At 72.1% G+C, this 24,950-nt stretch carries 25 protein-coding genes; 15 read left to right on the forward strand and 10 right to left on the reverse strand.

Features of this window, described 5'->3' with window-relative positions:
• Window positions 1-6: 6 nt before the first annotated feature.
• Both KM427_RS02365 and KM427_RS02370 read left to right on the forward strand, forming a co-directional pair.
• Window positions 7-1,044, forward strand: coding sequence for an NAD(P)H-dependent amine dehydrogenase family protein (locus tag KM427_RS02365; RefSeq protein ID WP_215526128.1), 1,038 nt, complete (start codon window positions 7-9; stop codon window positions 1,042-1,044).
• The gene (locus KM427_RS02370; protein WP_183592435.1) at window positions 1,044-2,438 is read left to right on the forward strand and encodes an ammonium transporter family protein; all 1,395 of its coding nucleotides are present in this window, start codon (window positions 1,044-1,046) and stop codon (window positions 2,436-2,438) included. Before KM427_RS02365 ends, KM427_RS02370 begins: the two co-directional genes overlap by 1 nt.
• A 77-nt stretch (window positions 2,439-2,515) precedes the next feature.
• Here the strand turns inward: KM427_RS02370 and KM427_RS02375 are convergent, their stop codons facing one another.
• Complete coding sequence (locus KM427_RS02375; RefSeq protein ID WP_215526129.1) at window positions 2,516-3,250, reverse strand: cache domain-containing protein; 735 nt, start codon at window positions 3,248-3,250, stop codon at window positions 2,516-2,518.
• The gene (locus KM427_RS02380) at window positions 3,247-3,993 is read right to left on the reverse strand and encodes a FadR/GntR family transcriptional regulator (protein ID WP_252274978.1); all 747 of its coding nucleotides are present in this window, start codon (window positions 3,991-3,993) and stop codon (window positions 3,247-3,249) included. The genes KM427_RS02375 and KM427_RS02380 overlap by 4 nt, the downstream gene beginning before the upstream one ends.
• 252 nt (window positions 3,994-4,245) lie before the next feature.
• Here KM427_RS02380 and KM427_RS02385 point away from each other — a divergent pair, with 252 nt between their 5' ends.
• From KM427_RS02385 to KM427_RS02405, 5 genes are all read left to right on the forward strand, one after another.
• Complete coding sequence (locus tag KM427_RS02385; protein ID WP_215526130.1) at window positions 4,246-5,982, forward strand: hypothetical protein; 1,737 nt, start codon at window positions 4,246-4,248, stop codon at window positions 5,980-5,982.
• Window positions 5,983-6,053: 71 nt separating this feature from the next.
• Window positions 6,054-7,202, forward strand: a complete 1,149-nt coding sequence (locus tag KM427_RS02390) for a GTPase family protein (protein ID WP_215526131.1) — start codon at window positions 6,054-6,056, stop codon at window positions 7,200-7,202.
• Complete coding sequence (locus KM427_RS02395; RefSeq protein ID WP_215526132.1) at window positions 7,199-7,819, forward strand: class I SAM-dependent methyltransferase; 621 nt, start codon at window positions 7,199-7,201, stop codon at window positions 7,817-7,819. Before KM427_RS02390 ends, KM427_RS02395 begins: the two co-directional genes overlap by 4 nt.
• A 7-nt stretch (window positions 7,820-7,826) precedes the next feature.
• The gene (locus KM427_RS02400) at window positions 7,827-8,516 is read left to right on the forward strand and encodes an NAD-dependent deacylase (protein WP_215526133.1); all 690 of its coding nucleotides are present in this window, start codon (window positions 7,827-7,829) and stop codon (window positions 8,514-8,516) included.
• Between the two features lie 188 nt (window positions 8,517-8,704).
• Entirely contained in the window at window positions 8,705-9,415 is a 711-nt protein-coding gene (locus KM427_RS02405; protein ID WP_183592441.1) for a hypothetical protein, read from the forward strand.
• On the opposite strand, the gene treZ is transcribed toward KM427_RS02405, so the two are convergent.
• The 3 genes from treZ to glgX are packed head-to-tail and all read right to left on the reverse strand — an operon-like array spanning window position 9,399 to window position 15,703.
• Window positions 9,399-11,171, reverse strand: coding sequence for a malto-oligosyltrehalose trehalohydrolase (treZ, locus tag KM427_RS02410; RefSeq protein ID WP_215526134.1), 1,773 nt, complete (start codon window positions 11,169-11,171; stop codon window positions 9,399-9,401). The two genes, KM427_RS02405 and treZ, sit on opposite strands and share 17 nt — an antisense overlap.
• A gap of 1 nt (window position 11,172) precedes the next feature.
• Window positions 11,173-13,521, reverse strand: coding sequence for a malto-oligosyltrehalose synthase (gene treY / locus KM427_RS02415; RefSeq protein WP_215526135.1), 2,349 nt, complete (start codon window positions 13,519-13,521; stop codon window positions 11,173-11,175).
• Between the two features lie 4 nt (window positions 13,522-13,525).
• Window positions 13,526-15,703, reverse strand: coding sequence for a glycogen debranching protein GlgX (glgX, locus tag KM427_RS02420; protein WP_215527489.1), 2,178 nt, complete (start codon window positions 15,701-15,703; stop codon window positions 13,526-13,528).
• A 167-nt stretch (window positions 15,704-15,870) separates the two neighbouring features.
• Between glgX and KM427_RS02425 the strand changes: the two genes are divergently transcribed.
• Both KM427_RS02425 and thpR read left to right on the forward strand, forming a co-directional pair.
• Window positions 15,871-16,608 (forward strand): VIT1/CCC1 transporter family protein, encoded by a 738-nt coding sequence (locus KM427_RS02425; protein WP_183592444.1) that lies wholly within the window; start codon window positions 15,871-15,873, stop codon window positions 16,606-16,608.
• Between the two features lie 10 nt (window positions 16,609-16,618).
• A complete protein-coding gene (gene thpR / locus KM427_RS02430) occupies window positions 16,619-17,197 on the forward strand; it encodes an RNA 2',3'-cyclic phosphodiesterase (protein ID WP_252274980.1) in 579 nt (192 codons plus the stop codon).
• On the opposite strand, the gene KM427_RS02435 is transcribed toward thpR, so the two are convergent.
• The gene (locus tag KM427_RS02435; RefSeq protein ID WP_252274982.1) at window positions 17,161-17,919 is read right to left on the reverse strand and encodes a GTP pyrophosphokinase; all 759 of its coding nucleotides are present in this window, start codon (window positions 17,917-17,919) and stop codon (window positions 17,161-17,163) included. The genes thpR and KM427_RS02435 overlap by 37 nt on opposite strands.
• A gap of 73 nt (window positions 17,920-17,992) precedes the next feature.
• On the opposite strand from KM427_RS02435, the gene KM427_RS02440 reads away from it, so the two are divergent.
• The gene (locus KM427_RS02440; protein ID WP_215526136.1) at window positions 17,993-18,169 is read left to right on the forward strand and encodes a hypothetical protein; all 177 of its coding nucleotides are present in this window, start codon (window positions 17,993-17,995) and stop codon (window positions 18,167-18,169) included.
• A 15-nt stretch (window positions 18,170-18,184) separates the two neighbouring features.
• Here KM427_RS02440 and KM427_RS02445 read toward each other — a convergent pair whose 3' ends face one another.
• Window positions 18,185-19,681: a calcium-binding protein gene (locus KM427_RS02445; RefSeq protein ID WP_215526137.1), complete on the reverse strand. Its 1,497-nt coding sequence runs from the start codon at window positions 19,679-19,681 to the stop codon at window positions 18,185-18,187.
• Window positions 19,682-19,732: 51 nt separating this feature from the next.
• The gene (upp, locus tag KM427_RS02450; protein WP_215526138.1) at window positions 19,733-20,374 is read right to left on the reverse strand and encodes a uracil phosphoribosyltransferase; all 642 of its coding nucleotides are present in this window, start codon (window positions 20,372-20,374) and stop codon (window positions 19,733-19,735) included.
• 112 nt (window positions 20,375-20,486) lie between these two features.
• Between upp and KM427_RS02455 the strand changes: the two genes are divergently transcribed.
• Complete coding sequence (locus KM427_RS02455) at window positions 20,487-20,972, forward strand: tRNA adenosine deaminase-associated protein (RefSeq protein WP_215526139.1); 486 nt, start codon at window positions 20,487-20,489, stop codon at window positions 20,970-20,972.
• Window positions 20,973-20,995: 23 nt separating this feature from the next.
• Window positions 20,996-21,427, forward strand: coding sequence for a nucleoside deaminase (locus tag KM427_RS02460; protein WP_215527492.1), 432 nt, complete (start codon window positions 20,996-20,998; stop codon window positions 21,425-21,427).
• Window positions 21,428-21,435: 8 nt separating this feature from the next.
• Here the strand turns inward: KM427_RS02460 and KM427_RS02465 are convergent, their stop codons facing one another.
• The gene (locus KM427_RS02465; RefSeq protein WP_215526140.1) at window positions 21,436-21,633 is read right to left on the reverse strand and encodes a serine protease inhibitor; all 198 of its coding nucleotides are present in this window, start codon (window positions 21,631-21,633) and stop codon (window positions 21,436-21,438) included.
• On the reverse strand, window positions 21,630-22,028 hold the full coding sequence (locus KM427_RS02470) for a nuclear transport factor 2 family protein (RefSeq protein ID WP_215526141.1): 399 nt from the start codon (window positions 22,026-22,028) through the stop codon (window positions 21,630-21,632). The genes KM427_RS02465 and KM427_RS02470 overlap by 4 nt, the downstream gene beginning before the upstream one ends.
• 151 nt (window positions 22,029-22,179) lie before the next feature.
• On the opposite strand from KM427_RS02470, the gene KM427_RS02475 reads away from it, so the two are divergent.
• Genes KM427_RS02475 through KM427_RS02485 form a run of 3 tightly spaced genes read left to right on the forward strand, consistent with a single transcriptional unit; the run spans window position 22,180 to window position 24,939 of the window.
• Window positions 22,180-22,905 (forward strand): (Fe-S)-binding protein, encoded by a 726-nt coding sequence (locus KM427_RS02475; RefSeq protein ID WP_183593757.1) that lies wholly within the window; start codon window positions 22,180-22,182, stop codon window positions 22,903-22,905.
• The gene (locus KM427_RS02480; protein ID WP_215526143.1) at window positions 22,902-24,344 is read left to right on the forward strand and encodes a LutB/LldF family L-lactate oxidation iron-sulfur protein; all 1,443 of its coding nucleotides are present in this window, start codon (window positions 22,902-22,904) and stop codon (window positions 24,342-24,344) included. Before KM427_RS02475 ends, KM427_RS02480 begins: the two co-directional genes overlap by 4 nt.
• Window positions 24,328-24,939: a LutC/YkgG family protein gene (locus KM427_RS02485; protein ID WP_502887149.1), complete on the forward strand. Its 612-nt coding sequence runs from the start codon at window positions 24,328-24,330 to the stop codon at window positions 24,937-24,939. The genes KM427_RS02480 and KM427_RS02485 overlap by 17 nt, the downstream gene beginning before the upstream one ends.
• The last annotated feature ends 11 nt before the right edge of the window (window positions 24,940-24,950 follow it).

Genomic DNA, 24,950 nt, shown 5'->3' on the forward strand with positions numbered 1-24,950 from the left:
AAGGCAATGAACCGCATCAAGGCCGCCATCTACGGCGTCGGAGCGATGAACTCCATCGCCACTCGCATGCTTCTGGACAAGGACGTCGACATCGTCGCCGCGATCTCCCGGAGCAAGGACAAGGTCGGTAGGGACCTGGGGGACCTGACCGGTCTGGGCAGGCAGCTGGGCGTCACCGTCACCGACGATGCCAAGGCGGCGCTCGCCGCCTCCGGCGCCGACGTGGCCGTGATCGCCGTCAACAGCTACATGGCCGACGCCGTCGAGCAGCTGCGCATCTGCGCGGAGGCCGGCGTCAACGCCGTGACGCTCTCCGAGGAGGCCCTCTACCCCTGGAACACCTCGCCCGAGATCACCGCCGAGCTCGACACGATCGCCAGGCGCACCGGGGCCACCCTCACCGGCACGGGGCACCAGGACACCTACTGGGTCAACATCGTGGCGATGATGATGGGCACCTCGCACCACATCGACCACGTCACCGGTCACGCCAGCTGGAACGTCGACGACTACGGCCCCGAGGTCGCGAGCGACCAGCAGGTCGGCAGGTCCGTCGAGGAGTTCGAGGAGTGGCTCAGGGGCGCCGAGCGTCCCCCGACGTTCGGGCGCAACGTCCTCGACGCCCTCGTCGCGGACACGGGCCTGACGGTCAAGTCCATCGCCTCGACCACCCGGCCCGACGTCGCTATCGGTCCGATGCACTCCCAGGCGCTCGACCTCGACGTGGACGCCGGGCAGGTCATCGGCTTCACCGACATCGACGAGATCCAGACCGAGGAGGGTCCGGTCCTCACCTTCGAGATGTCGGGCCGCGTCTACGGCGAGGCCGACGGCGACATCAACGAGTGGGAGATCCAGGGAGAGCCCGACCTCGTCCTGTCCAACGGCACCGTCCCGACGCAGATCACGACCTGCACCCAGATGGTCAACCGGATCCCGGACGTCATCAACGCCGAACCCGGCTTCGTGACCATCGAGAAGCTGCCTCGGCTGAAGTACCGCGCCTTCGGGCTCCACACCTACCTGACCGAGAAGGGCCGCTGATGAGCCCGGTCATCCTGGCCGCGACCGACACGTTCGGCGACCAGGTCAGCTCCGACGCCTTCACGCAGAACTTCTTCTACATCATGGCCGCGACCGCCGTGGTGCTCGGTCTGCTGGGGCTGGTGCTCGTCGACGTGGGGCTCGTGCGGCCCGTCAACGCCCTGTCGACGGCCGTGCAGAAGCTCGTTGCGTTCACGATCGGCACCGGGGCCTACATGGTCGCGGGGTTCGCGCTGTGGAACTACCAGTACAACAAGGCGTTCGCCGTCGACAACGGACTCTCGCAGGCCTTCAAGGACTGGTGGTTCGGGGGCACCTTCCTGAACGACTACGCGCAGAACATCGACTCCTCGGTTGCGCCCGGCGTCGGCAACTCGCAGATCTTCTTCGTCTTCCTCGCTGTCTACGGTGGCTTCGTGTGCGCCCTGGTGCACACGGCGGCGTCCGAACGGGTCCGCAGCGGGCCGTTCTACATCATGTCCGCCGCCATCGGCGGCGTGATCTATCCGGTCGTGCTCTGGCTGACCTGGGGGTCGACCAGCCCCCTGACGAACGCCGGCCTTCACGACTTCGTCGGGGCCTACAGCGCGTACATCTTCGCCGGCGCGTTCGGACTGGTGCTCACCATCAAGCTGAAGCCGCGGATCGGACTCTTCCCCAAGCCCGGGGAGACCGCGACCTGGGCACCCAACAGCGTGCCGATGGCGCTGTTCGGCGTGGTCGTGCTGCTGTTCGCCGCCCCGTTGATCGTGATGGGCTGTGGGTTCTTCGTCCCCGAGGACGGCTACTACGGCGTCTCGATGACGACCTCGGGCCTGGGCGTGGTCTACATCAACGTCTTCGTCTCCTTCGTCGTCGGAGGCCTGGTGGGCGCCGCGATCGCCTACCGGACCAAGAACCCGGTGCACGCGATCCTGGGCCCGATCTCCGCCTACGTCGCCAACACGACCGCGTTCGACGTCCTCAAGCCCTGGGAGACGGCGGTCGTCGCCGTCGCCGGACCGGTGGTCGTCGCGGTCGCCTACACCTGGGTCGGCAAGCGTGGGATCGACGACGGCAAGGTCTTCCCCCTGGCCTGTGCGGCGGTGGCCGGGGACATCCTGGTCGGCCTGATCGCCTGGGGCACCCCGACGGGGGGCTACTTCGGTCTCGAGGGCGACTTCGGGTTCCAGCACGCCGAGATCAACCTGTGGTGGCAGCTCGTCGGCATCGTCGTCACGATTGCGATCGGCGCGATCTCCGCTGCGCTGCTGGTCGGTGTCCTGGGGACCTTCATGCGGCTGCGCGTCGACCCGGAGGACGAGGTCAACGGCACCGACGCCGCCCGGTGGACGCCGCGTTCCACGACGACATCGTCGGCAGGTGGTCACCGGGTTCCGGAACCGGCACGGTAGCGCCGAGCACGACGGCGTCTGTCGGGGCTGGCGCCCTTCTGCTCCCTCGCGGGTGCGGGAGGGCGTCAGCCCTTTCGTCAGCCTTCCGGCTCGGCGACGGCGATCTGCCACTCCGACCAGTCCCCGACCGGCAGGACTTCCCGGTACCCGCCGGGGTCCTGGTCCGGCATGCGCAGGACCCTCTCGCCGGGCATCCAGCGGACGGAGTTGGTCGCGACGATCGTCCGGTCGCGGTTGACGACCACGGCGTCTCCCCGGAGCTGACACAGCTCGGTCGTGATGAGCTCTTCGGCGGCCTGGGCCATGAGGTCGACGGCCACGACGCCGAGGAAGGTGTCGTCCGCGACGACGGGCACCACGAGGGTGATGACCAGGGCGTCGGAGCCGGAGTAGTCCAGGTACGGACCGACCAGCGTCGGGCATCGCCGATGGTCGGTCCGGAGGTACCAGTCCATGTCGACGTAGTCGTAGGCCTCGAGGTCGGAGGTGTCGAAGTTGAGCCGGAGCCGCTTGATCGCATCGCCGCGTTGCTGGAGCCAGAGCATGTAGCGCGGGGCAGCGTCGACCGTCCCCGGAGCCGCGATGAATCCACTGCCGATGATGGCTGCCGACCCGTCGATGATCGACTCGACCTGAGGATTGAGGGATTCGACGGCCGACGAGGTCAGGGGGCTCTGGCTCGAGGCGTCGACCAGGTCGACCAGGGCCGTCGCGTAGCCGAGCAGCGGTTGCAGGCGCGCGTCGATCTGCTCCTGGATCCAGGAGCAGACCTCGTCGAGGCGAGTCCTGGTGGCGGCGCGTGGCCGGGTCATGCTTGCCCCCTCGTCGGTCGCGTCAGAGACAGGTACGTGGTCGTGAGTCGCCTCAGGTTGTTCGAGACGTGTTGCTTCGCAAGCGCTCCGGCGGTCTCGCCGTCCTCCTGGGCGATCGCGGTCGCGATGGCCAGGTGCTCGTCGTGCTGTGCCTCGATCTCGTCGTCGGGGAGGTGGGAGGTCCACAGCAGGCCGATCGTCTCGGCCTGGATCGCCACCTCGTGGCGAGTCAGACGCTCCGAGCGCGTCGCTATCGCGACCTCGATGTGGAATCGGCTGTCGGCCTTCATCCGGTCGCTGCGGGTCGAGGCCACCCTCAACTGGTCCGCCAGTTGGAAGATGCGCTTGATGCTGGCCTCCGAAGCCCGCTCCGCGGCAAGGGTCGCGGCCGTGGTCGCGATCGCCAGGTGCTCGTCGGCGATGTCTCGAAGTGCCGTTGCCGACAGCCCGCGGAGGCGCGCGATGTCCGGCGACTCGTCCGGCTCGGCAGCGCGGCGCACGAAGGATCCGCCGGTGCGACCACGACGGGTCTCGATGAGTCCGCGCTCACGCAGGGTGGCGATCGCTTCGCGCAGCGTGACCGGGGAGACGCCGAACTGTTGGGCGAACTCCGCCTCGGGAGGCAGCCGCTCGCCGTCGGAGAGCAGTCCCAGCTGGATGGCCTCCGAGATGCGCACCGCGATCTCGTCGGCGCGACCGGCGGCGCCCAGGGGCGCGATCAGGATCGAATGCTCCGCGCCCATCGCCGCCCCTCCTCTCGCCCGATGCGGTGGCCAGGAGTCTAGCCCTCAATACGTCAGGCCTATATGTTTGCTCGATCCGTGAGCGGCGACGGGTCCGTCATCGGCGAATCGAGACGTCCTGGTGCGGAGTGCCGGATCGCCGATCGCTCGGCAGGTCCGCGACGTACGTCACAGGCCCCTGTCCAGACCGGTCGGCAACACCGGTCGGCAACAAGGTGTGCGGCCGTGCGGGTGAGGCTATGGTCCGGCCGCATGCGCAGACGCCCCTTCTCGCTGCTGGCCGCCCTCGTCGCGGCGGTGTTGGTCGTGACCCTGCCGAGCGTCGTGACGGCGCCGGTGTCGGCCGGTGCGCCGGCCGCGAGCGGGAGCACGGTCACCATCGGAACGCTGGACGGGGTGCCGACGCTCGACTGCGGTACGGCGACCTGTACGGCGCTGCAGGTGTCCGGTCCGGCGACCACGCTGGTGCCGGTGGCGGGGACCCTCAGCCGGCTGCGGGTGCGGCACGGCGCGATCGCCGGTGGCGGCCTGATGACGACCGACGGGACCGTGCTGGTCCTGTCGCGGACCGGCACGTCGTACACGGTGGTCCGCTCGGCGCGCGTCACCTTCGCGCCCACGTCGAGCACCGACAGCACCAGCACCTTCGGCCTGAGCCTGCCGGTCGCGGCCGGGGACTACGTCGCCCTGCAGGTGACGGGTGCGGACGCCGAGTCGCGGCCGTCGTTCCTCGCAACCGGCGGCGCGGACGACGTGGCCGCGGTGCACGCCGGGGCGCATGCCGCGGGGACCATCGCGTACGCCGAGCGCCCGCAGCAGCGCGCCCTCGTCAGTCTCGACATCACCACCGCCGGCGGTTCCGGTGGCGGCAGTGGTGGCGGCGGCGCCGGTGGTGCCGGCGGTCCCGGAACGGACGGATCGGGGCAGGACGGGGCGAGCTGCGGAGCTCCGGCGCGGATGGCGCCCGACGCTGCGGCGTCCCGGACCGAACTCCCAGTGCCGACGCGTCGGCCGGCCCCGCGCTGGAGCAAGCGCGTCGTCGGACGCGCGGACCGGATGATGGACGTCCAGCTCGGCTACGACCGGGGCGGCCGGCCGCACGTCGCCGCGCGCGGCGCGACGGGGTACGCGGTGCACTACTTCGGACCCGGTGGTGCCCGCACGCTGGACCGGACGATCGACCAGAACGACGGCGTCGGGTTGTCGTTCGGCACCGACGGGCGTCCGGTCGTCGTGTGGGGGGAGCGGAAGCCCACCACCGTGGCGGGGCGGGTCGTCTACTGCCCGCGCCTGCACCTGGCGGTCCCCGGCGGCACGACGGAGCTGCTGCGGGCGCTGCCCGAGTCGACGCGGTCCGCCTTCCTGCATCCCGAGGTCGAGCGGGTCGGCTCGCAGCTGCACCTGGCCTACGACGTCAACGGCCGCCTGGTGCACCATCGGCTGGACCAGGCGCCGGTGTCGCTGCCGGTGCAGGGGGTGCGCCGGATCCGGATGGCCTCCCACGGCGACCGGCTCCTCCTGGGCGCCACCACGGGCAGCGGCCGGCTCACCGTCTTCGAGCGGTCGGGGGACCGGCCCTTCCGGGTGCTCGCCCGGGCCAGGAAGGTCCACGACTTCGATGTCGCCTACGCCGGCCGGAAGCCGGTGGTGGCGTGGTCGGGCGGCACGGTACGCCGCCTCACGGTGCTCACCGACGGGCGCCGGATCGGCACCCGCACCCCTGCCGAGGCGGTCGCGCTCGCGACCGACGGGTCGCTGACGCACGTGGTCTTCTCGACGGTCGCGCACACCACCTGCGGCGTGATGGGCTGCCTCCACAGCGGCGTCTACCACGTCGGCCTGCGCGGCCGCCGCATCGTGGCCCGGCCGAGCGTGGTCCAGCGCGGCGCGAGCTCGCCGTTCCGGCTGGCCGCCGCCACGCACCGCGGACTGCTCGGCGTGGCGATGTCGCGCAACGGCGTGACCACGCTGCACCAGCGACGGTTCTGATCCGGCGCGGCCGGCGTGCTCGCGCCGGCTCGACGACGAAGGTGCTTGCGCCGGCCTGAGACGCTGGTGCCATGTCGAAACCCATGGATGCGTGGTTCGGCCAGGCCTTCGGGAAGGCGTGGCAGGACCGGGCCGCGGAGATCGGTCGGTTCAACCTGGCGATCTTCGGCAAGACCGGTGTCGGCAAGAGCACGCTCGTCAACGCGATCTTCGGCGCGGAGATCGCGGCCACCGGCATCGGCGAGCCCGTCACCCGGGCCGAGCACCTGTACCTGCACCAGAGCGGGACGCTCGGCGTGCTGGACACCCGGGGGCTCGAGGTCGGCCGCGACAACGACAAGCTCCTGGCGGAGCTGAAGGACTACCTGCGCGACATGCGGCGGCGTCCCCTGACGGAGCAGATCCACGTGGCGTGGTACTGCGTGCGCGCCGGCGACCGGCGCTTCGAGCCGACCGAGGGCGACTTCGTCCGCGCCCTGCACGAGCTCGGACTGCCGGTGATCCTGGTGCTCACCCAGGTGCCCCGCAGTGTCGGACCCGGGGGAGGCGGCCGCGTGCACCCGGACGCCGAGGCGCTCGCCGCCAGCATCGCCGCCCTGGACCTGCCGATCCAGGACGGGCTGATCCACTACACGATGGCGCTGGGCGACGAGTTCACCGGGCAGGCGGCGTACGGCCTGCAGGAGCTCCTCGATGCCACCTTTCGCGGCGCGCCCTCGGGCGTTGCCCACGCGATCACGGCGGCTCAGCGGATTGACTTCGACCGCAAGCGCGAGCGTGCGGAGGCTGCGATCAAGGTGGCGACGGGCGCGGCGACCACCGCCGGGGCCTCCCCCATCCCCTTCTCCGACGCCGCCGTCCTCGTCCCCCTCCAGCTGACGATGATGGCCTCGATCGCGGTGACCTACGGGATCTCGATCGAGCGCTCGACGGCCGCCTCGATCGCCGCGACCGCCGCCGCGACCACGGCCGGGCGGTCGCTGGTCGGCAACCTGATCAAGTTCGTGCCGGGCGCCGGGACGGCGGTCGCGGGCACGATCAACGCCTCCGTGGCCGGCACCTTCACCTACGCGATGGGCCACGCCTGGCTCCGGGTGTGCGAGCGGCTCGCCCGCGGCGAGCTGCGGGCGGTCGGTGGCGCGCTGGACGGCGACTCGATCCACCGGGTCTTCATGAGCGAGTTCAAGGCACAGGCGAACCGGAGGAAGCTGTCGACATGAGCACGAGGTGGCAGCGGATCGCCCGCGCGCAGGCGGGCGACGACTACGCGGCGCGGTACGCCGAGCGGTTCCGGGCGCTGGCGGGGCGCGGGGGCGACGTCCATGGCGAGGCGGCGTTCGTGGCCGACCTGCTGCCACCGCCGGCGCGGGTCCTCGACGCGGGCTGCGGCACCGGCCGCGTCGCCGTACGCCTGGCGGAGCTGGGGTACGACGTGGTCGGCGTGGACGTCGACGCGTCGATGCTGGAGGTCGCGCGGGCCGAGGCACCGCAGCTCGACTGGCGCCTCGGCGACCTCGCGACCTTCGACCTGGGTGCGACGTTCGACGTCGTGCTGGTCGCCGGCAACACGATCCCGCTGCTCGAGCCGGGCACGCTGCTCGACGCCTGCGAGCGCCTGGGCGCCCACCTGACGCCGGGTGGGGTGGTGGTGTGCGGCTACGGCCTCGACGCCGCGCACCTGCCGGGCGACTGCCCGCCGACCGACCTCGCCGAGGTCGACGCGGCGTTCGGGGTGCTCGGCCTCGACGCGGTGATGCGCTACGGCACCTGGGGCGGCGACGCGTTCGATCCGGTCGCCGGCTACGCGATCACGCTCTACGCCGAGCCGCGACGGTGACCGCCCGATGAGGATCGTGGTCCTGACCGGGGCCGGGGTGTCGGCCGAGAGCGGGGTGCCGACCTTCCGCGACGCCGACGGGCTCTGGGAGGGCCACCGGGTCGAGGACGTCGCGACACCCGAGGCCTTCGAGTACCAGCCCTCGGTGGTGCACCGCTTCTACGACGCCCGGCGGGCGGCGCTCGCGACCGTGGACCCGAACCCGGCGCACCACGCGCTCGCCCGGCTCGAGGAGGCGATCGGCGACGACCTGCTCGTGGTGACCCAGAACATCGACGACCTGCACGAGCGCGGCGGCTCGACCCAGGTCGTGCACATGCACGGGCGGCTGCGCTCGGCCTGGTGTCGTGCCTGCGACGGGCGCACCGACTGGCACGACGACCTCGCGGACCATCCGCCGTGCCCGCGGTGCGGCGTGACCGAGCTGCGGCCCGACGTGGTCTGGTTCGGCGAGATCCCCTACGAGATGGACCGGATCTCCGCCGCCCTCGACCGGGCCGACGTCTTCGTCTCGATCGGCACCTCGGGTGCGGTCTATCCCGCCGCTGGCTTCGTGCAGTACGCCGGCGGGCGCGGTGCGCACACCGTCGAGCTCAACCTGGAGCCCAGCGCCGGATCCGCCCTCTTCGCCGAGGCCAGGCAGGGTCCGGCCTCCGTGCTCGTGCCGCGATGGGTCTCCGAGGTCCTGGGCTCCTGACCCCGGGTCCGGCCGGCGGCGTCGCCGGTGTCGTCGGCGTCCGGGTGCGAGGATCGCCAGGCCCACGGTGGTTGAGGTGCGAGGGCCGCCAGGCCCGAGCCTCGAAACCCCCGGTGTGACCGGGCCCTCGTCTAGGCCGCGGAGTAGTCGGTAGCCAGTGCCGGTTCGCCGATGAAAGGGTGGACGCCATGACGATCAAGGTGAGCATGGGACTGGCGGCACTCGGGCTCGGGGCGGCCCTGCTGACGGCCTGCGGTGGTGACGACGGCAGCGGTGGCGACTTCGAGGGCCAGTCGGCCGACAAGATCGTCGAGCGCGCCAAGAAGGACATGGAGGGCCTCGACTCGGTCCGGGTCGCGGGATCGGTCAGCACCGGTGGCCAGGAGATCGAGCTCGACATGCAGCTCAACACCGACGCCGACTGCACCGGCACGCTCGGGTTCGGCGGGGGCACGACCGAGCTCCTCGGCACCGGCGGATCGGTCTGGATGAAGCCCGACGAGGCGTTCTGGACGTCCTTCGCCGGCGACAACGCCGAGCAGGTCATGAGCCTGGTCGCCGACAAGTGGGTGGTCGTGCCCGACGGCGAGGACGGCTTCGCGGAGCTCTGCGACCTCGACGAGCTGCTCGACGAGCTGATCGCGGGCGACGACGACACGACGTACTCCAAGACCGGCGACGACGAGATCGACGGCGACAAGGTGCTCGCCATCGAGAGCAAGGACGACGAGGGCACCTCGACCGGCTACGTGCTCGTCGACGAGCCGCACTACCTGGTCAAGGTCGAGAAGACCGAGGGCGACGAGCCCGGGTCGGTGACCTTCAGCGACTTCGACGAGTCGGTGGACGTGCAGGCCCCGAGCGACAGCGAGGTCGTCGACCTCAACTCGCTGGGCTGAGACCGGGGCCGACGACCGCTCCCACGTGCGGCGGGAGGCTCAGCCTCCCGCCGTCGTGCGTTGCGCCCCCGCCCGTCTCGAGCAGCAGGCCACCCCGCGCGGCGAGGGCGACGACTCCCTCGCCCAGGTTGAGCGCGACGAGCAGCGGACCGCGGCGCATGGTGAACAGCCGGGTCTCCTCATCGACGGTGCAGCGCACGGAGCCGAACGACGGGTCGGTGAGCTCCGGCCGCTCCCGGCGCAGTCGCCCGAGCCGCCGATAGAGGTCGAGCAGCCGCGCGTGCCGCCCCGAGCCGGTCTCCGACCAGTCGAGCTTCGATCGCTGGTACGTCGCGGCGTCCTGCGGGTCGGGCACGACCGCCGGGTCCCAGCCCATCCGCGCGAACTCGGCGATCCGGCCCTCGGCGGTCGCCCGGCCCAGCTCCGGCTCGGGGTGCGAGGTGAAGAACCGGAACGGCGTCGAGGCCGCCCACTCCTCACCCATGAAGAGCATCGGGGTGAACGGCCCGAGCAGGGTCAGCATCGCCGCGCAGCCCAGCTGGTCGTCGTCGAGCACCTCGGTGATCCGATCGCCACGCGCGCGGTTCCCGATCTGGTCGTGGTTCTGGCTGCACACGACCAGCCGCCAGGTCGGCGTCGTGGCCGTGTCGATCGCGTGGCCGTGGGCGCGCCCGCGAAAGGACGAGAACGTGCCGTCGTGGAAGAACCCGCGCTCGCAGACCTTCGCCAGCGCCGACAGGGGCGCGAAGTCGGCGTAGTAGCCGCTCGTCTCGCCCGTCAGCGCGACGTGGACGGCATGGTGGAAGTCGTCGCTCCACTGGGCGTCCAGGCCGTAGCCGTCGGCCTCCCGCGGCCGGATCAGTCTCGGGTCGTTGAGGTCGGACTCCGCGATCAGCGTGAGCGGTCGGCGCTGGTGGGCCGACAGCGCGGCCACCTCGACCGCCATCTCCTCGAGCAGGTGGGTGGGTGAGGAGTCGCTGAGCGCGTGCACGGCGTCGAGCCGCAGGCCGTCGACGTGGTAGTCCTCGAGCCACATCCGCACGTTGTCGAGGACGTAGCGCCGCACCTCGGCCGAGCCCTCCCCGTCGAGGTTGACCAGCTCGCCCCAGGTGTTCGTGCCCTCCTTGAGGTACGGCGCGAAGTCGGGGAGGTAGTTGCCCGACGGGCCGAGGTGGTTGTAGACCACGTCCTGGATGACGCCGAGCCCGGCGGCGTGGCAGCCGTCGACGAACCGCTGGTAGCCCTCCGGCCCGCCGTACCCTTCGTGCACGGCGAACCAGCCGACCCCGTCGTACCCCCAGTTGTGGGTGCCGTTGAAGGCGTTGACCGGCATCAGCTCGACGAGGTCGACCCCGATCGAGCGGAGGTGGCCGAGCCGGCCGAGGGCGGCGTCGAAGGTCCCCTCGGGTGTGAAGGTCCCGACGTGCAGCTCGTAGACGACCGAGCCTGCGAGCTGCCGCCCCGTCCAGGCCTGGTCCGTCCAGGTGTACGTCGTGCGGTCGCGTCGCGAGAGCTCGTGGACCCCACCGGGCTGGCGGCGCGAGCGCGGATCCGGCCGTGGGTCGGGGTCGTCGTCGAGCAGGTAGCCGTAGTCGACGTACTCGTCGTCGGCCGTCGGCGACAGCGGCTCGGCCGGCGTCCACCAGTCGTCGGCGCCGCGCCTCATCTCGATCACCGATCCGCCGGCGTTGTCCCCGCACAGCAGCCGCACCCGATGCGGCCGCGGCGCCCAGACGTCGAAAGGACCTCGGTTCATCTCAGTCCTCCCGGACCAGCAGGGCGACGGGGTGCACGGCCAGCAGGTCGCTCAGCGGGACGGTGGTTTCGAGGCTCGTCGCTGGCGCTCCTCGCACCTCAACCACCGGGTTGCCGGGGTCGGTGGTTTCGAGGCTCGTCGCTGGCGCTCCTCGCACCTCAACCACCGTGTGCCCCGTGAGCACGTCGCGCCACGTGCCCGACGGCAGCGCGAGCCCGGTGTCGCCCCAGCCGCCCCGCAGCCCGAGGCCGACCGGCAGCCGGGTCGCGACGGTGACGGCGCCGCCGCGGTCGAACGCGAGCACGTGGTCGGCCGCGGAACCGCGCGCCAGCACGGGGGCGTACGACGTGAACAGCTCGGGTCGCTCGCGTCGCACGGTCAGCGCGGTGCAGGTGACGTGGAGCTTCGTGGCGGCGTCGTCCCCGGCCGTGCCCGCGAGCACGGCCGCCCGGTGGTCGAAGTCGACCGGGCGCCGGTTGTCGGGGTCGACGAGCGAGGTCTCCCACAGCTCGCTGCCCTGGTAGACGTCGGGCACCCCGGGCATGGTGAGCGCGATCAGCTTGGCCGCGAGGGAGTTCGACCGGCCGGGCTCGTCGACGTGGGTGCAGAGGTCGGTGAGCACCCGCTCGACGTCCGGCGAGGTGAAGATCGCGTCGACGGCGGCATGCACGGCCGACTCGTAGGCCTCGTCGGGATCGGTCCACGTGGTGTGGTCGCCCGCCTCGCGCATCGCCTTCTCGGCGTACCGGTGCAGGCGCGCGGGGGAGGCCGGCCAGGCGCCGAGCACCGCCTGCCAGAGCAGCGAGCCGAACCCGGGGTCGGGCACCGGCGCCAGGCGCAGCAGCTCGTCGAGGGCCGCGGACCACACGTCGGGCAGCTCGGCGAGCACGGTGATCCGGGCGCGCACGTCCTCGCCGCGCTTGGTGTCGTGGGTCGACAGCGTCGTCATCGCGAGCGGCCGGTCGCGCTGGCGCAGCGTCATCGCGTGGTGGAAGTCGTCGACGTCGACGGCGAAGATCGAGGGGTCGCCGCCGACCTCGTTGAGCGAGGTGAGCCGCGACCAGCGGTAGAAGGCGCAGTCCTCGACGCCCTTGGCCATCACCATGCCGCTGGTCTGCTGGAAGCGTCGGGCCGGCTGCGTCCACGGGTCGGAGAGCAGCGGTTCGAGGACGTCGAAGGCCCGGGAGTCCACGTGCTGAGTGTTGATCCGGGCGGTCTCGAACGCCTGGTCGAGGTGCTCGCGGCCTTCGGGGAGGTAGGAGCGATAGACCGGGAACGCGGCGAGCAGGTGCGCGACGGCGTACTCGAGCTCGGCCGCCGGGACCGAGTCGTCGAGGTGCCGCACCTCGCGGACGATCCGCCGCACCTCCGCGTGCAGGATGCCGTTCGCGACCTCGAGCTTGCGGGCGAGCACGAACGACGGCCAGTGGATCTCGCCGCCGCGCAGTCGCGCCTCCAGCGCGTCGAGCGGGCCCTGCCCGTCGGGGTCGGTGAGGACGCGGTTGATCAGGGCCAGTGCGTCGTAGCCGGTGGTGCCTGCCGTCGCCCAGGACGACGGCAGCGTCTCGCCCGCCTCCAGGATCTTCTCGACGAGCACGTAGGCACCGCCGGTGAGGGCGGCCAGGTCGTCGAGGTAGCGCTTCGGGTCGCGCAGCCCGTCGGGGTGGTCGACCCGCAGCCCGTCGACCAGGCCCTCCTCGAACCAGCGCCGGATCTCGACGTGCGTCTCGGCGAAGACCTCGGGGTCCTCGACGCGTACGGCGGCGAGCGTGCTGACCGCGAAGAAGCGGCGGTAGTTGAGGTTGTCGTCGGCCTCGCGCCAGTTGACGAGGCGGTAGTGCTGCTCGTCGTGCGTGCTCGTGCCGGGTGCGAGCGGGAACCGGTGGTCGCGGTAGCGGAGGTGGCCCTCCCGTACCTCGATCGCGTCATCGTCGCCGTCGCCGACCACCGGGATGAGCAGCCGCCCGTCGCCCGCCGCCCAGTCGACGTCGAAGGCGACCGCGTGCTCGGACTCCCGACCGAGCCGCAGCACGTCCCACCACCACGGGTCCTCCTCCGGCGTCGCGACGCCGACGTGGTTGGGCACGATGTCGACGAGCACGCCCATGCCCAGCCGGCGCGCCTCGGCCGACAGCGCGGCGAGGCCCTCGGGTCCGCCGCGCTGCGGGTCGACGTGGTCGAACGCGACGACGTCGTACCCGTGCTGGCTGCCTGGCTCCGACGCGAGCAGCGGGGAAAGGTAGACCCAGTCGGCGCCGAGGTCGTGCAGGTACGGCAGCCGGCGCGCGGCCTCGAACAGGTCGAAGTCGGGCGTGATCTGCAGGCGGTACGTCGAGACAGGCACCCTCATGGCCTCAGGCCTTCCGCGCCTGCGCGACCGACGCCGCCACGGACAGGTCCGGCTCGACCGCGGGCTCCCGGTGCTCGCGGAGCACGACCATGCTGCGCGTGGGGATCGGGAACGTCTCGCCGGCGGCGAACGTGCCGTCCTCGTCGGCCGAGCCTCCGGTGTCGATGACGACGTCCCACGCGTCGGCGTACTCGTCTGGCGGCAGCGTCACCGCCGCCTCGCCGTCGGCGTTGAAGTAGAGCAGGAAGTGGTCGTCGACGATCTGCCGTCCGCGCTCGTCGCGACCGGCGATTCCGTGGCCGTTGAGGTACATGCCGAGCGCCTGCGCCCCGCCCTGCCAGTCGTCGTCCTCCATCGGTCGCCCGTCGAGGTGCAGCCAGACGATGTCGTTGAGCCGGTCGCCGTCGCCCCCGTCGGGCACGCGCACCGTGTCGCCGGTGAAGAAGCGCTTGCGCCGGAACGTCGGGTGCTCCCGGCGCAGCCGGGAGACGGCCGCGGTGAACTCGACCAGCGGCTGGTCCGCGTCGTCCCAGTGCACCCACGAGAGTTCGTTGTCCTGGGCGTAGGTGTTGTTGTTGCCCTGCTGGGTGCGGCCCAGCTCGTCGCCGTGCAGCAGCATCGGGACGCCCTGGCTGAGCAGCAGCGTGGCGATCAGGTTGCGCTGCGACCGGGAGCGCGCCGCGAGGATCTCGGGATCGTCGGTGGGGCCTTCGACGCCGTGGTTCCACGAGCGGTTGTGGCTCTCGCCGTCGTTGTTGTCCTCGCCGTTGGCGGCGTTGTGCTTCTCGTCGTACGACACGAGGTCGCGCAGGGTGAAGCCGTCGTGTGCGGTGACGAAGTTGATGCTCGCGACCGGGCGCCGGCCGGAGTGCTCGTAGAGATCGGCGGAGCCGGCGATCCGGGACGCGAACTCCCCGAGGGACGGCTCGCCACGCCAGAAGTCGCGGACGGTGTCGCGGTACTTGCCGTTCCACTCGGTCCACTGCGGCGGGAAGCCGCCGACCTGGTAGCCGCCGGGGCCGATGTCCCAGGGCTCTGCGATCAGTTTCACCTGGCTGACGACCGGGTCCTGCTGCACGAGCTCGAAGAACGTCGAGAGCCGGTCGACGTCGTAGAACTCCCGGGCCAGCGTCGACGCGAGGTCGAAGCGGAAGCCGTCGACGTGCATCTCGGTGACCCAGTAGCGCAGCGAGTCCATGAGCAGCTGGAGCGAGTGCGGGTGCCGGACGTTGAGGCTGTTGCCGGTGCCCGTGTAGTCCATGTAGTAGCGCTGGTCGTCCTCGACCAGGCGGTAGTACGCCGCGTTGTCGATGCCCTTGAAGCTCAGCGTCGGGCCGAGGTGGTTGCCCTCCGCCGTGTGGTTGTAGACCACGTCGAGGATGACCTCGATGTCGGCGGCGTGCAGCGCCTTGACCATCGCCTTGAACTCCTGCACCTGCTGGCCCAGGCGCTCCTCGTCGCGCGCCATGGCGGAGTAGTCGGCGTGCGGGGCGAAGAAGCCGAGGGTGTTGTAGCCCCAGTAGTTGCGCAGTCCCTTCTCGAGCAGGGTGCTGTCCTGTACGAACTGGTGCACCGGCATCAGCTCGATCGCGGTTACGCCGAGCTTGGTCAGGTGCTCGATGACGGCCGGGTGCGCGACGCCGGCGTAGGTGCCGCGCAGGTCCTCGGGCACGTCGGGATGGAGCGCGGTGAGGCCCTTGACGTGGGCCTCGTAGACGACCGACTCGTTGTAGGGGTAGTCGAGGCGCCGGTCGCCCTCCCAGTCGAAGAACGGGTTGATGACCACGCCGTACGTCATGTGGGGCGCGGAGTCGTCGTCGTTGCGGGAGTCGGGATCGCCGAAGTCGTAGGAGAAGAGCGCCTGGTCCCAGTCGATCTCGCCGGCGGTCGCCTTGGCATAGGGGTCGAGCAGCAGCTTGGCCGGGTTGCCGCGCTGGCCCTGCTGGGGATCCCACGGGCCGTGCACCCGGTAGCCGTAGCGCTGCCCGGGCTGGACGGCCGGGAGGTAGCAGTGCCACACGAAGGCGTCCACCTCGGTCAGCTCGACCCGAGTCTCCGTGCCCTCCGCGTCGAAGAGGCACAGCTCCACGCGCTCGGCGACCTCGCTGAACAGCGCGAAGTTGGTGCCGCTGCCGTCGAACGTCGCGCCCAGCGGGTAGGCCTGACCCGGCCAGCACTCCACCCTGTCCACCGCCTGGTCCACCGCTTGGTCCACCGCCTGGTCCACCGCCCGTCGGCCGCTGCTTGGAACGATCGAAGCACACGTACCCCGCCCGCGGGAGGGCCGAACCCGCGGTCCCGCCACCACCCCCGGTTGCGGGTCGTGCCGAGCAGGCGAAGGATTCGGGCATGACCGCCAGCGAGATCGACGTCCCCAGCGGGCCGCACGAGGGTGAGCCGCACCGCTCCGGCGGGCTCGCCAGCCGACTGAACTGGCTGCGCGCGGCCGTGCTCGGCGCCAACGACGGCATCGTCTCGACGGCCGGCATCGTGATCGGCGCCGTCGGTGCGACCAGCGAGCGCTCCGCGATCGTGATCGCCGGCGTCGCCGGGCTGGCCGCGGGCGCGATGAGCATGGGTGCCGGCGAGTACGTCTCCGTCAGCACCCAGCGCGACTCCGAGCTCGCGCTGCTCGACCGGGAGCGCCAGGAGCTGGCCGAGATGCCCGACGAGGAGCTCGCCGAGCTCACGGCGCTCTACGTCGAGAAGGGCCTCGACGAGTCCCTGGCCCAGGAGGTCGCCGAGGCGCTGACGAGGAAGGACGCGCTGGGGGCGCACGCCGAGGTCGAGCTCGGGATCGACCCGGACGACATCTCGAGTCCCTGGCACGCGGCGTGGGCGTCGATGCTGTCCTTCACGGTCGGCGCGCTGCTGCCGCTGCTGACGATGACGCTGGCCGCGCCCGATCTCCGGCTCTGGCTCACCGTCGGGGCCGTGGTCGTCGCGTTGGCCGCGACCGGCTTCGTCAGCGCCCGGCTCGGGTACGCCAAGCCCGGGCGCGCCGTGGTGCGCAACATGGCCGGTGGACTCTTCGCGATGGCCGTGACCTATGCCATCGGCTCCGCGCTCGGCACGCAGATCGGGTGACGGTCGGCCGATGCCCGCTGCGCTGCGGATGTTCGCCGCCGTCGTGCCGCCGGCCGAGGCGGTCGAGGACCTCGACGAGTTTCTCGAGCCGCGCCGGACGGCCGCGCCGTTCCGGTGGGCGAGCGGCGAGCAGCTCCACGTCACGCTGGCGTTCCTGGCTCGGGTCGAGGAGCGCCGGCTCGACGACCTCGCCGAGCGGCTGGCCCGGGCGGCCGCACGGCGTACTGCGTTCGAGACCGCGATCGCCGGCGGCGGCGCCTTCCCGAACGTCGGGCGGGCACGGGTGCTCTGGGCCGGGCTGGACCTCGACGAGGCGGCCCGCGTCCAGCTCGACCGGCTCGCGACCGGCTGCCGCGCCGCGGCCGCGCGGGCGGGGATCGAGGTCGACGGGCAGCGCTTCCGGCCGCACCTGACCGTGGCCCGGGTCGGCCATCCCACGGAGTTGACCAGCTGGGTCCGGCTGCTCGACGGGTACGCCGGGCCGCGCTGGAGCGTCGACCGGGTCACGCTGGTCGCGTCGTACCTCGGGGAGGGGCCGCGCGGTCGGCCCCGCTACGAGGAGGTCGGCGAGTTCGAGCTCGGCGGCTGAGCGCCGATCCGGCGCAGCGCGGCCAGGAGGGCGGCGTCCGGGTGGCTGACGCCGTCCTGGAGCTCGGTGACCACCGACGACGGCAGGGCGTCGAGCCCCCGCACCTCCTGGTGCAGCCGCTCCATCGTGGTGTCGAGGGCGTACGACGTCTCGGCCGCCTCGCGCAGCCCGTCGAGCAGGTCGGCCGGGACGTCGCGGCGGTACTTGTAGTAGATCTTGTGCTCGAGGCTGGCCCAGAAGTCCATCGCGATCGTGCGGAACTGCACCTCGACCGTCACCGGCTTCGCCCCGCCGGAGAGGAAGACCGGCACCTCGACGAGCGCGTGCAGGCTGCGGTAGCCGTTCGGCTTCGGCGTGCCGACGTAGTCGCGGACCTCCATCGTGGTGATGTCCGGCTGCTCGGTGAGCAGGTCGAAGACGCGGTAGACGTCGGAGGTGAAGCTGCACACGACCCGGACGCCGGCGATGTCGGTGACCTTCGCCCGGACCTCGTCGAACGACGGGTGCTCGTCGAGCGAGAGGCCCTTGCGCCGGATCTTCTCCAGGAGGCTCTCGGGCGACTTGAGCCGGGAGGAGACGCTCTCGATCGGGTTGTAGTCGTGCAGGTGGGTGAACTCGTCGCGCAGGATGTTGAGCTTGGTGACGACCTCGTCCATGCCGAACCGGTGCTCCAGCATGAACCGCCGGAAGTCCTCCTCCTGGGTGCCGGGTCCCGTGGTCACGGCATCCACACTACGAAGCGGGTGGGTGCCCGCTGCGCCGGTGACCTCCCGACGACTCGGTCGTTGGAGGTGCATGAGCGAGGAAGACGACGAGCGGCTCGGCCGGCCGGACGGCCACCGGTACGACGCGCCCGAGTCCCGCGAGACCCGGATCGGCAAGGAGTGGGTCTACGGCGTCCTCGGCGTCCTCGTGCTGGTGCTGATGGTGCTGATCGCCACCGGGACCGTGCAGATCTTCCCGGGCGGCTGACCCACGTCCCCGGCGTCAGCAGCGGCGGCGCACCTCGCCCCGGCACACGTCGTGGCCGGAGCCGCCCTGGGCGATGTCGCGGCCCGGTCCGCCCACCAACCGGTCCCGGCCGGCGCCGCCGATCAGCACGTCGCGGCCGCCACGCCCCCAGATCCGGTCGGCCCCGCCGTTGCCGTCGATCCGGTTGGCCGCGGCGTTGCCCCGGATCCGGTCCTTGCCCTGGGAGCCCTGGACCCGCTCGAAGCCGGCGGCCGTCGAGGTGCCGAACCGGTAGGAGACCTTTCCGTGCCCGGCGAGGTCGACCTTGGTCCTCCCGTGGACGTCGCGCAGGTCGAGCAGGTCGACGCCGGCGCCGCCCTGGGCCGTGCTGGTGCAGGCCGGCAGCGCACCGCAGGCGGTGACGGCGCCGGAGGCGAGGGTCGGGTAGGGCAGCCGGATCCGGTCCTTGCCCTCGCCGCCGCGGAAGGCGAAGGTGCCCACCGGGATCAGGTTGGCGGTGAGGTCGACCTCGCCGCGCAGGCGGTCCTTGCCCGAGCCGCCGTCGAGCGTGCCCTGGTACGACGCGATCAGCGTGTCGTTGCCGGAGTTGCCGGCCGCGCTTCCGCCGAGGATGCGCACGTAGTCGTCGCCCGGGCCGGCGTGCACGTCGCCGGAGGCGACCGTGACGTGGTCGTCGCCGCCGGCGGTCCACACCGCGTCGACGCCCGGCGTACTCGTGGAGAGCGCGTCGACGCTGCTGTAGTACTCGGTGTCGCCGGTGCCGAGGAAGACGTCGGCTCCGGTGCCGCCGTCGAACCGGCGGACGCCGCTGAAGGTGTCGGTGCCCTGGCCGATCGCGGTGCCCGCCGCGACATCGAAGGTGACCGGTGCCGAGCCGTTGTAGTCGAGGGTCGCGGTCGGTGGGCCGGTGATGGTGTCGTCGCCGGCGCCCGGGGTGAGCACGTGCCCGCTGCCGCCGGGTGCGGAGAGGCTGTCGTCGCCCTCGTTGCCGAACAGGTGCTGGTCGTCGCCGCCGGTGGAGTCGAGGATGTCGTTGCCCTCGTCGCCGTAGGCGAAGGTGCCGCCGCCCCCGGAGGCGTGGATCTGGTCGTGGCCCGCGTCGCCGTGGAGAACCGCCGAGGCCCCGGTGATCGAGTCGTTGCCGTCGCCGCCGTGGATGCGGACGCCCGGGCCGGCCTCGATCGAGTCGGCCCCGGTGCCCCCGCGCACCGCGGCCGGTGCCGCGCTCGACCCCGACGGACTGCCGCAGAGCACGTCGTCGCCACCGAGCCCGACGACGGTGACCTGGGCGAAGCCGTTGGCGGACAGGACGTCGCGCTGGGGAGTGCCGGTGATCGTCTGCCCGGCGGCGGTCGCGACCTTGTCCGAGGGCTTGCCCTGGCAGAGCACGTCGGCCGGGGCCGCACCGGCCGGTGCGGAGGCCCAGGCGACGGCGAGCGGGACGACGAGGGTGACGGCCGCGGTGAGGACGACGTGGCGCGCTGGACGAGCGTGGTTCCCGAGAATGCTCATGGGTGGATCATGAGCACGCGGGCGCCGCGGTAAACGCCCCGGAGGATCCGCTCAGCCGGCGACGCCGTACAGCCGGTCGCCGGCGTCGCCGAGGCCGGGCACGATGTACCCCTTCTCGTTGAGCCGCTCGTCGAGGGCCGCGGTGACGACCGTGACCGGCACGTCGAGGCCGTCGAGCTCGCGCTCCAGCCGCTCGCAGCCCTCGGGAGCCGCGAGCAGGCAGATCGCGGTGATGTCGTTGGCGCCGCGGTCGGTGAGGAACCGGACCGCCGCGGCCAGCGTGCCGCCGGTCGCCAGCATCGGGTCGAGCACGTAGCACTGGCGCCCCGAGAGGTCCTCGGGCAGCCGCTCGGCGTACGTCGAGGCCTGCAGCGTCTCCTCGTTGCGGATCATGCCGAGGAAGCCGACCTCGGCCGTCGGCAGCAGCCGCATCATCCCGTCGAGCATGCCCAGGCCGGCGCGCAGGATCGGCACCACCAGCGGCTTCGGGGTCGCCAGCGAGACGCCCGTCGTCGGCGCCACCGGCGTCACGATGTCGTACGGGGTGACGCGCACGTCGCGGGTCGCCTCGTAGGCCAGCAGGGTCACCAGCTCGTCGGCGAGCCGGCGGAACGTCGGCGAGTCGGTGCCCTCGTCGCGCAGGTGGGTCAGCTTGTGGGCGACGAGCGGGTGGTCGACGACGTGGGTGCGCATGCCCCGAACCCTAATGGCTGAGGGCCGAAAGGGGGTTGGCCACTCCCGTCCGGTCTGCCACCCTGGAGGCATCGATGGCGTGGACGCAGCGGGGGCGGAACGGAGGGGTGCCATGGCCGACCAGATCGAGGCGGTGGACTTCGCCCTCGCCGCCTACCGCGAGGAGGGGGTCTGGGCCGTCGCGGAGCTCGCCCACGACCTGATCGACGACGTCGACACGCTCTCCCACGCGCTGCGCCGCTTCCCGGGCGACGGCGGTGCGGTCGGGCTGGTCGCCGTCGACGAGGACTTCTTCATCATCGTGCGGGTCGCCGGCGCGACGACTCGGGTGCTGCTCTCCGACATCACCGCCGCCGACGAGTGGGAGCTGGCCAGCTCCGTCGTCGACTTCCTCGGGCTGCCGCAGCCCGAGGACGAGGACGACCAGGTGCCCGCGGGCGACCTCGACCTGCTCGGCGACCTCGGCATGCGCGCGATGGACATGGGCGTCCTGCTCGACGACGTCGACCTCTACCCCGACGAGATGCTCTCCGACATCGCCCGCCGGCTCGGCTTCGGCGAGCTCTTCGACGACGCCATCGGGCTGACCTCCGCGTGAGCGCCGGCCGGTGGGACGGCGCGATGGGCGCTGCCCTCGACGAGGCGCGCGCCGCGCTGGCGACCGGCGACGTGCCGATCGGTGCGATCGTGCTGGCCCCGGACGGTACGCCGGCCGGGCGCGGTCGCAACGTGCGCGAGGCCGACCACGACCCGACCGGGCACGCCGAGGTGGTCGCGCTCCGCGAGGCCGCCCGGCGGCGCGGCGAGTGGCGGCTCGACGGGCACACGCTGGTGGTGACCCTCGAGCCCTGCACCATGTGCGCGGGGGCCGCGGTGCTCAGCCGGGTGGAGCGGGTCGTCTTCGGTGCCTGGGACCCCAAGGCGGGCGCCGTCGGGAGCCTGTGGGACGTGGTGCGCGACCGCCGCCTCAACCACCGGCCCGAGGTGGTCGCCGAGGTCCGGGCCGCCGAGTCCGCGGCGCTGCTGGAGGAGTTCTTCGCGGGCCATCGCTGACGGCGCGGCTATCCCGCCCAGGCCCGCGTGACGATGCCGTCGTCGTCGTGCTCGAGGTTCACCCGACTCTCGCGGTAGTCCATCGTCAGCATCGAGTCGGGGGTGTACGGACGGACCAGCCAGCCGGCCCCGGTCGCGATGCGGGTCGCCTCGTCGAGGGTCCGGCCGACCAGGGAGTCGACGAAGGAGTCGTCCGGTGGGATCACGACGGCCGCAGCACGTAGAACTCCGTGAACTCCCGGCACCGCCCCCGGTCGTCGAACCGGATCAGGAAGCAGTTGTCGTAGACCTGGTGCACGGGCCCGCCGGGATGCCGTCGGTAGCTGGTCGACCCGCGCGCCACGACCACGTTGCCGTCGACGGCCACCGGCGCGTACGTCGCCTCGTAGGTGCCGGGCTCGTCCCGGGTCGAGGCGACGCCGGAGGCGTCCGCACCCAGCCAGGATGCGACGACGGCCGTCCGGCCGACGATCGGCTCGTCGTACGGGTGGTAGCGGTGGGACACGTCGTCGGCGAAGAGCGCGCCGATCTCGGCCGGGTCGTAGCTGAGCCATGCCGCGACGTACCGGTCGAGCCACTGCTGCGCGCTGCCGTGGTCCATGTCTCTCACGGTACGCCGGCCTGCTCCGAGGTCGAGTCGGGACTTCTGGACACCGGACTCCGGACTCGACCGGCAGCCTGGGTGGCGGCGAACCGGTCCTCGAGCAGTACGCCGTCGCGTGGGCGATGATGGGCGGGTGCGCGTCGCCCTCATGGTCACCTGCATCAACGACGCCCTGTACCCGGACACCGGGCGGGCGGTGGTGACGCTGCTGCGTCGGCTGGGCGTGGAGGTGGAGTTCCCGGAGTCGCAGACCTGCTGCGCGCAGCCCATGGTCAACACCGGCTATCTCGACGAGGCGGTGCCGGTGGTGCGGAACTTCGTCGAGGCGTTCGAGGGGTACGACGCGGTCGTCACGCCGTCGGGGTCGTGCGCGGGCTGCGCCCGCCACCAGCACGCGATCGTGGCCCGCCGGGGCGCCGACCCGGCGCTCGCGGCGGCCGTGGAGGCGACCTCGGCGCGGGTCTACGAGCTGTCGGAGTTCCTCGTCGACGTGCTCGGGGTGACCGACGTCGGTGCCTACTACCCGCACACGGTCACCTACCACCCGACCTGTCACAGCCTGCGGATGCTCGGCGTCGGCGACCGGCCGCGACGGCTGCTGGAGCGGGTGCGGGGGCTCACGCTGCGGGAGCTGCCGGCCGCCGACCAGTGCTGCGGCTTCGGCGGCACGTTCGCGGTCAAGAACGCCGAGACGTCGGTGGCGATGGGCTCCGACAAGGCCCGGCACGTCCGCGACACGGGAGCCGAGGTGCTGGTGGCCGGCGACAACTCGTGCCTGACCCACATCGGCGGGCTGCTGAGTCGCCAGCAGTCCGGCGTACGCACCGTGCACCTCGCCGAGATCCTGGCTTCCACCGAAGGTGCCGCGCGATGAGCGCCACCTTCGTCGGGATGCCGGCCTTCCCCGCTGCCGCCCACGCGGCGCTGGGCAACGCCCAACTGCGGCACAACCTCGCCCACGCCACCGGCACGATCCGCGCCAAGCGGCAGCGGCTGGTCGACGAGCTCGACGCCAGCTGCTCGTGGGAGGAGCTCCGCCTCGCCGGGGCGGGCGTCAAGGAGTCGGCGCTGGTCGACCTGGGCACCCATCTCGAGCGGCTCGAGGAGACGTTGACCGCCAACGGCGCGATCGTGCACTGGGCGCGCGACGCGGCCGAGGCCAACGCGGTCGTCGCGGCGATCGTCAAGGCCCACGGCGTCGACGAGGTCGTCAAGGTCAAGTCGATGGTGACCCAGGAGATCGGGCTCAACGAGGCGCTCGCGGCGGAGGGCATCGCCGCGTGGGAGACCGACCTCGCCGAGCTGATCGTGCAGCTCGGCGACGACCTGCCCTCGCACATCCTGGTGCCCGCGATCCACCGCAACCGCGCGGAGATCCGCGAGATCTTCCTGGAGCGGATGGCCGCCGCCGGGCGGCCGGCGCCCGCCGACCTCACCGACGAGCCGGCCGCGCTGGCGGCCGCGGCACGGGAGCACCTGCGGGAGAAGTTCCTGCGCGCGAAGGTCGGCATCTCGGGCGCCAACTTCGCCGTGGCCGAGACCGGCACGCTGGTCGTCGTCGAGTCGGAGGGCAACGGCCGGATGTGCCTGACGCTGCCGGAGGTGCTGGTCTCGGTGGTCGGCATCGAGAAGATCGTCCCGACGTTCCACGATCTCGACTCGCTCCTTCGCCTGCTTCCCCGCTCCTCGACCGGCGAGCGGATGAACCCCTACACCTCCACCTGGTCGGGGGTGACGCCGGGCGACGGGCCGCAGGAGGTGCACGTCGTGCTGCTCGACAACGGCCGCACCAACGCGCTGGCCGACGAGGTCGGCCGCCAGGCGCTGCGCTGCATCCGCTGCTCGGCCTGCCTCAACGTGTGCCCCGTCTACGAGCGCACCGGCGGGCACGCCTACGGCTCGGTCTATCCCGGCCCGATCGGGGCGATCCTCAACCCGCTGCTGAAGGGGGTGGGACACGACGACCAGGTCGACTCCCTGCCGTACGCCTCGTCGCTGTGCGGGGCCTGCTTCGAGGCATGCCCGGTGCGCATCGACATCCCGTCGGTGCTCGTCGACCAGCGGGCCAAGGTCGTCGACGCACATCGTGGCGGCCGCCCGAAGGTCGAGGCCCTCGCCTTCAAGGGCGCAGCGGTCGCGCTCTCCGACTCCCGCAGGCTCCGTCTGGGGGAGCGCTTCACCGGGCTCGGCCTGAGGATCGGGCGCCGGTTCGGCGCATCGACGTGGACCTCGGCCCGCGACCTGCCCCCGGCTCCACGGGAGTCGTTCCGCGCCTGGTGGAGGCGCACCGAGGGGGGTGGTCACGGTGGTTGAGGCCTCGAAACCCGCGCGCGACGAGATCCTGGGCCGGGTCCGCCGCGCGCTCGCGGGCGTCGAGCCCGGGTACGCCGTGCCCCCGTCGCCGCGGATCGCGCCGGTGTCCGACGTGGTGGCGCACTTCGCCGAGCGGGTCGCCGACTACCGGGCCGTGGTCGAGCGGTGCTCGGCCGCCGACCTCGCGGCCGGGGTGGCCGCCGCGCTCCCGGCCGGCGCGCGGGTCGTCGTACCCGCCGGGCTGACCGTGCCCGTGCCGGGCGCCGACGAGGACGCCGGCTTCACCGCGGCGGAGCTCGACGGCTACGACGCCGTCGTCACCGAGGCCCGGGTCGGCATCGCCGAGACCGGCACGATCGTGCTCGATCACGGCCCGGGGCAGGGCCGCCGCGCGATCTCGCTGGTGCCCGACCGGCACGTGTGCATCGTGCGCGCCGACCAGGTGGTGCCCGACGTACCCGACGCGCTGCCGCTCCTCGACCCCCGCCGCCCGCACACCTGGATCAGCGGTCCGTCGGCCACCAGCGACATCGAGCTCGACCGGGTCGAGGGCGTGCACGGCCCCCGGACCCTGCACGTGCTGCTGGTGGACTGATCCGAGGCTGA

This window comes from Nocardioides sp. LMS-CY (assembly GCF_018732145.1).
In the GTDB taxonomy this organism is placed as follows: domain Bacteria; phylum Actinomycetota; class Actinomycetes; order Propionibacteriales; family Nocardioidaceae; genus Nocardioides; species Nocardioides soli.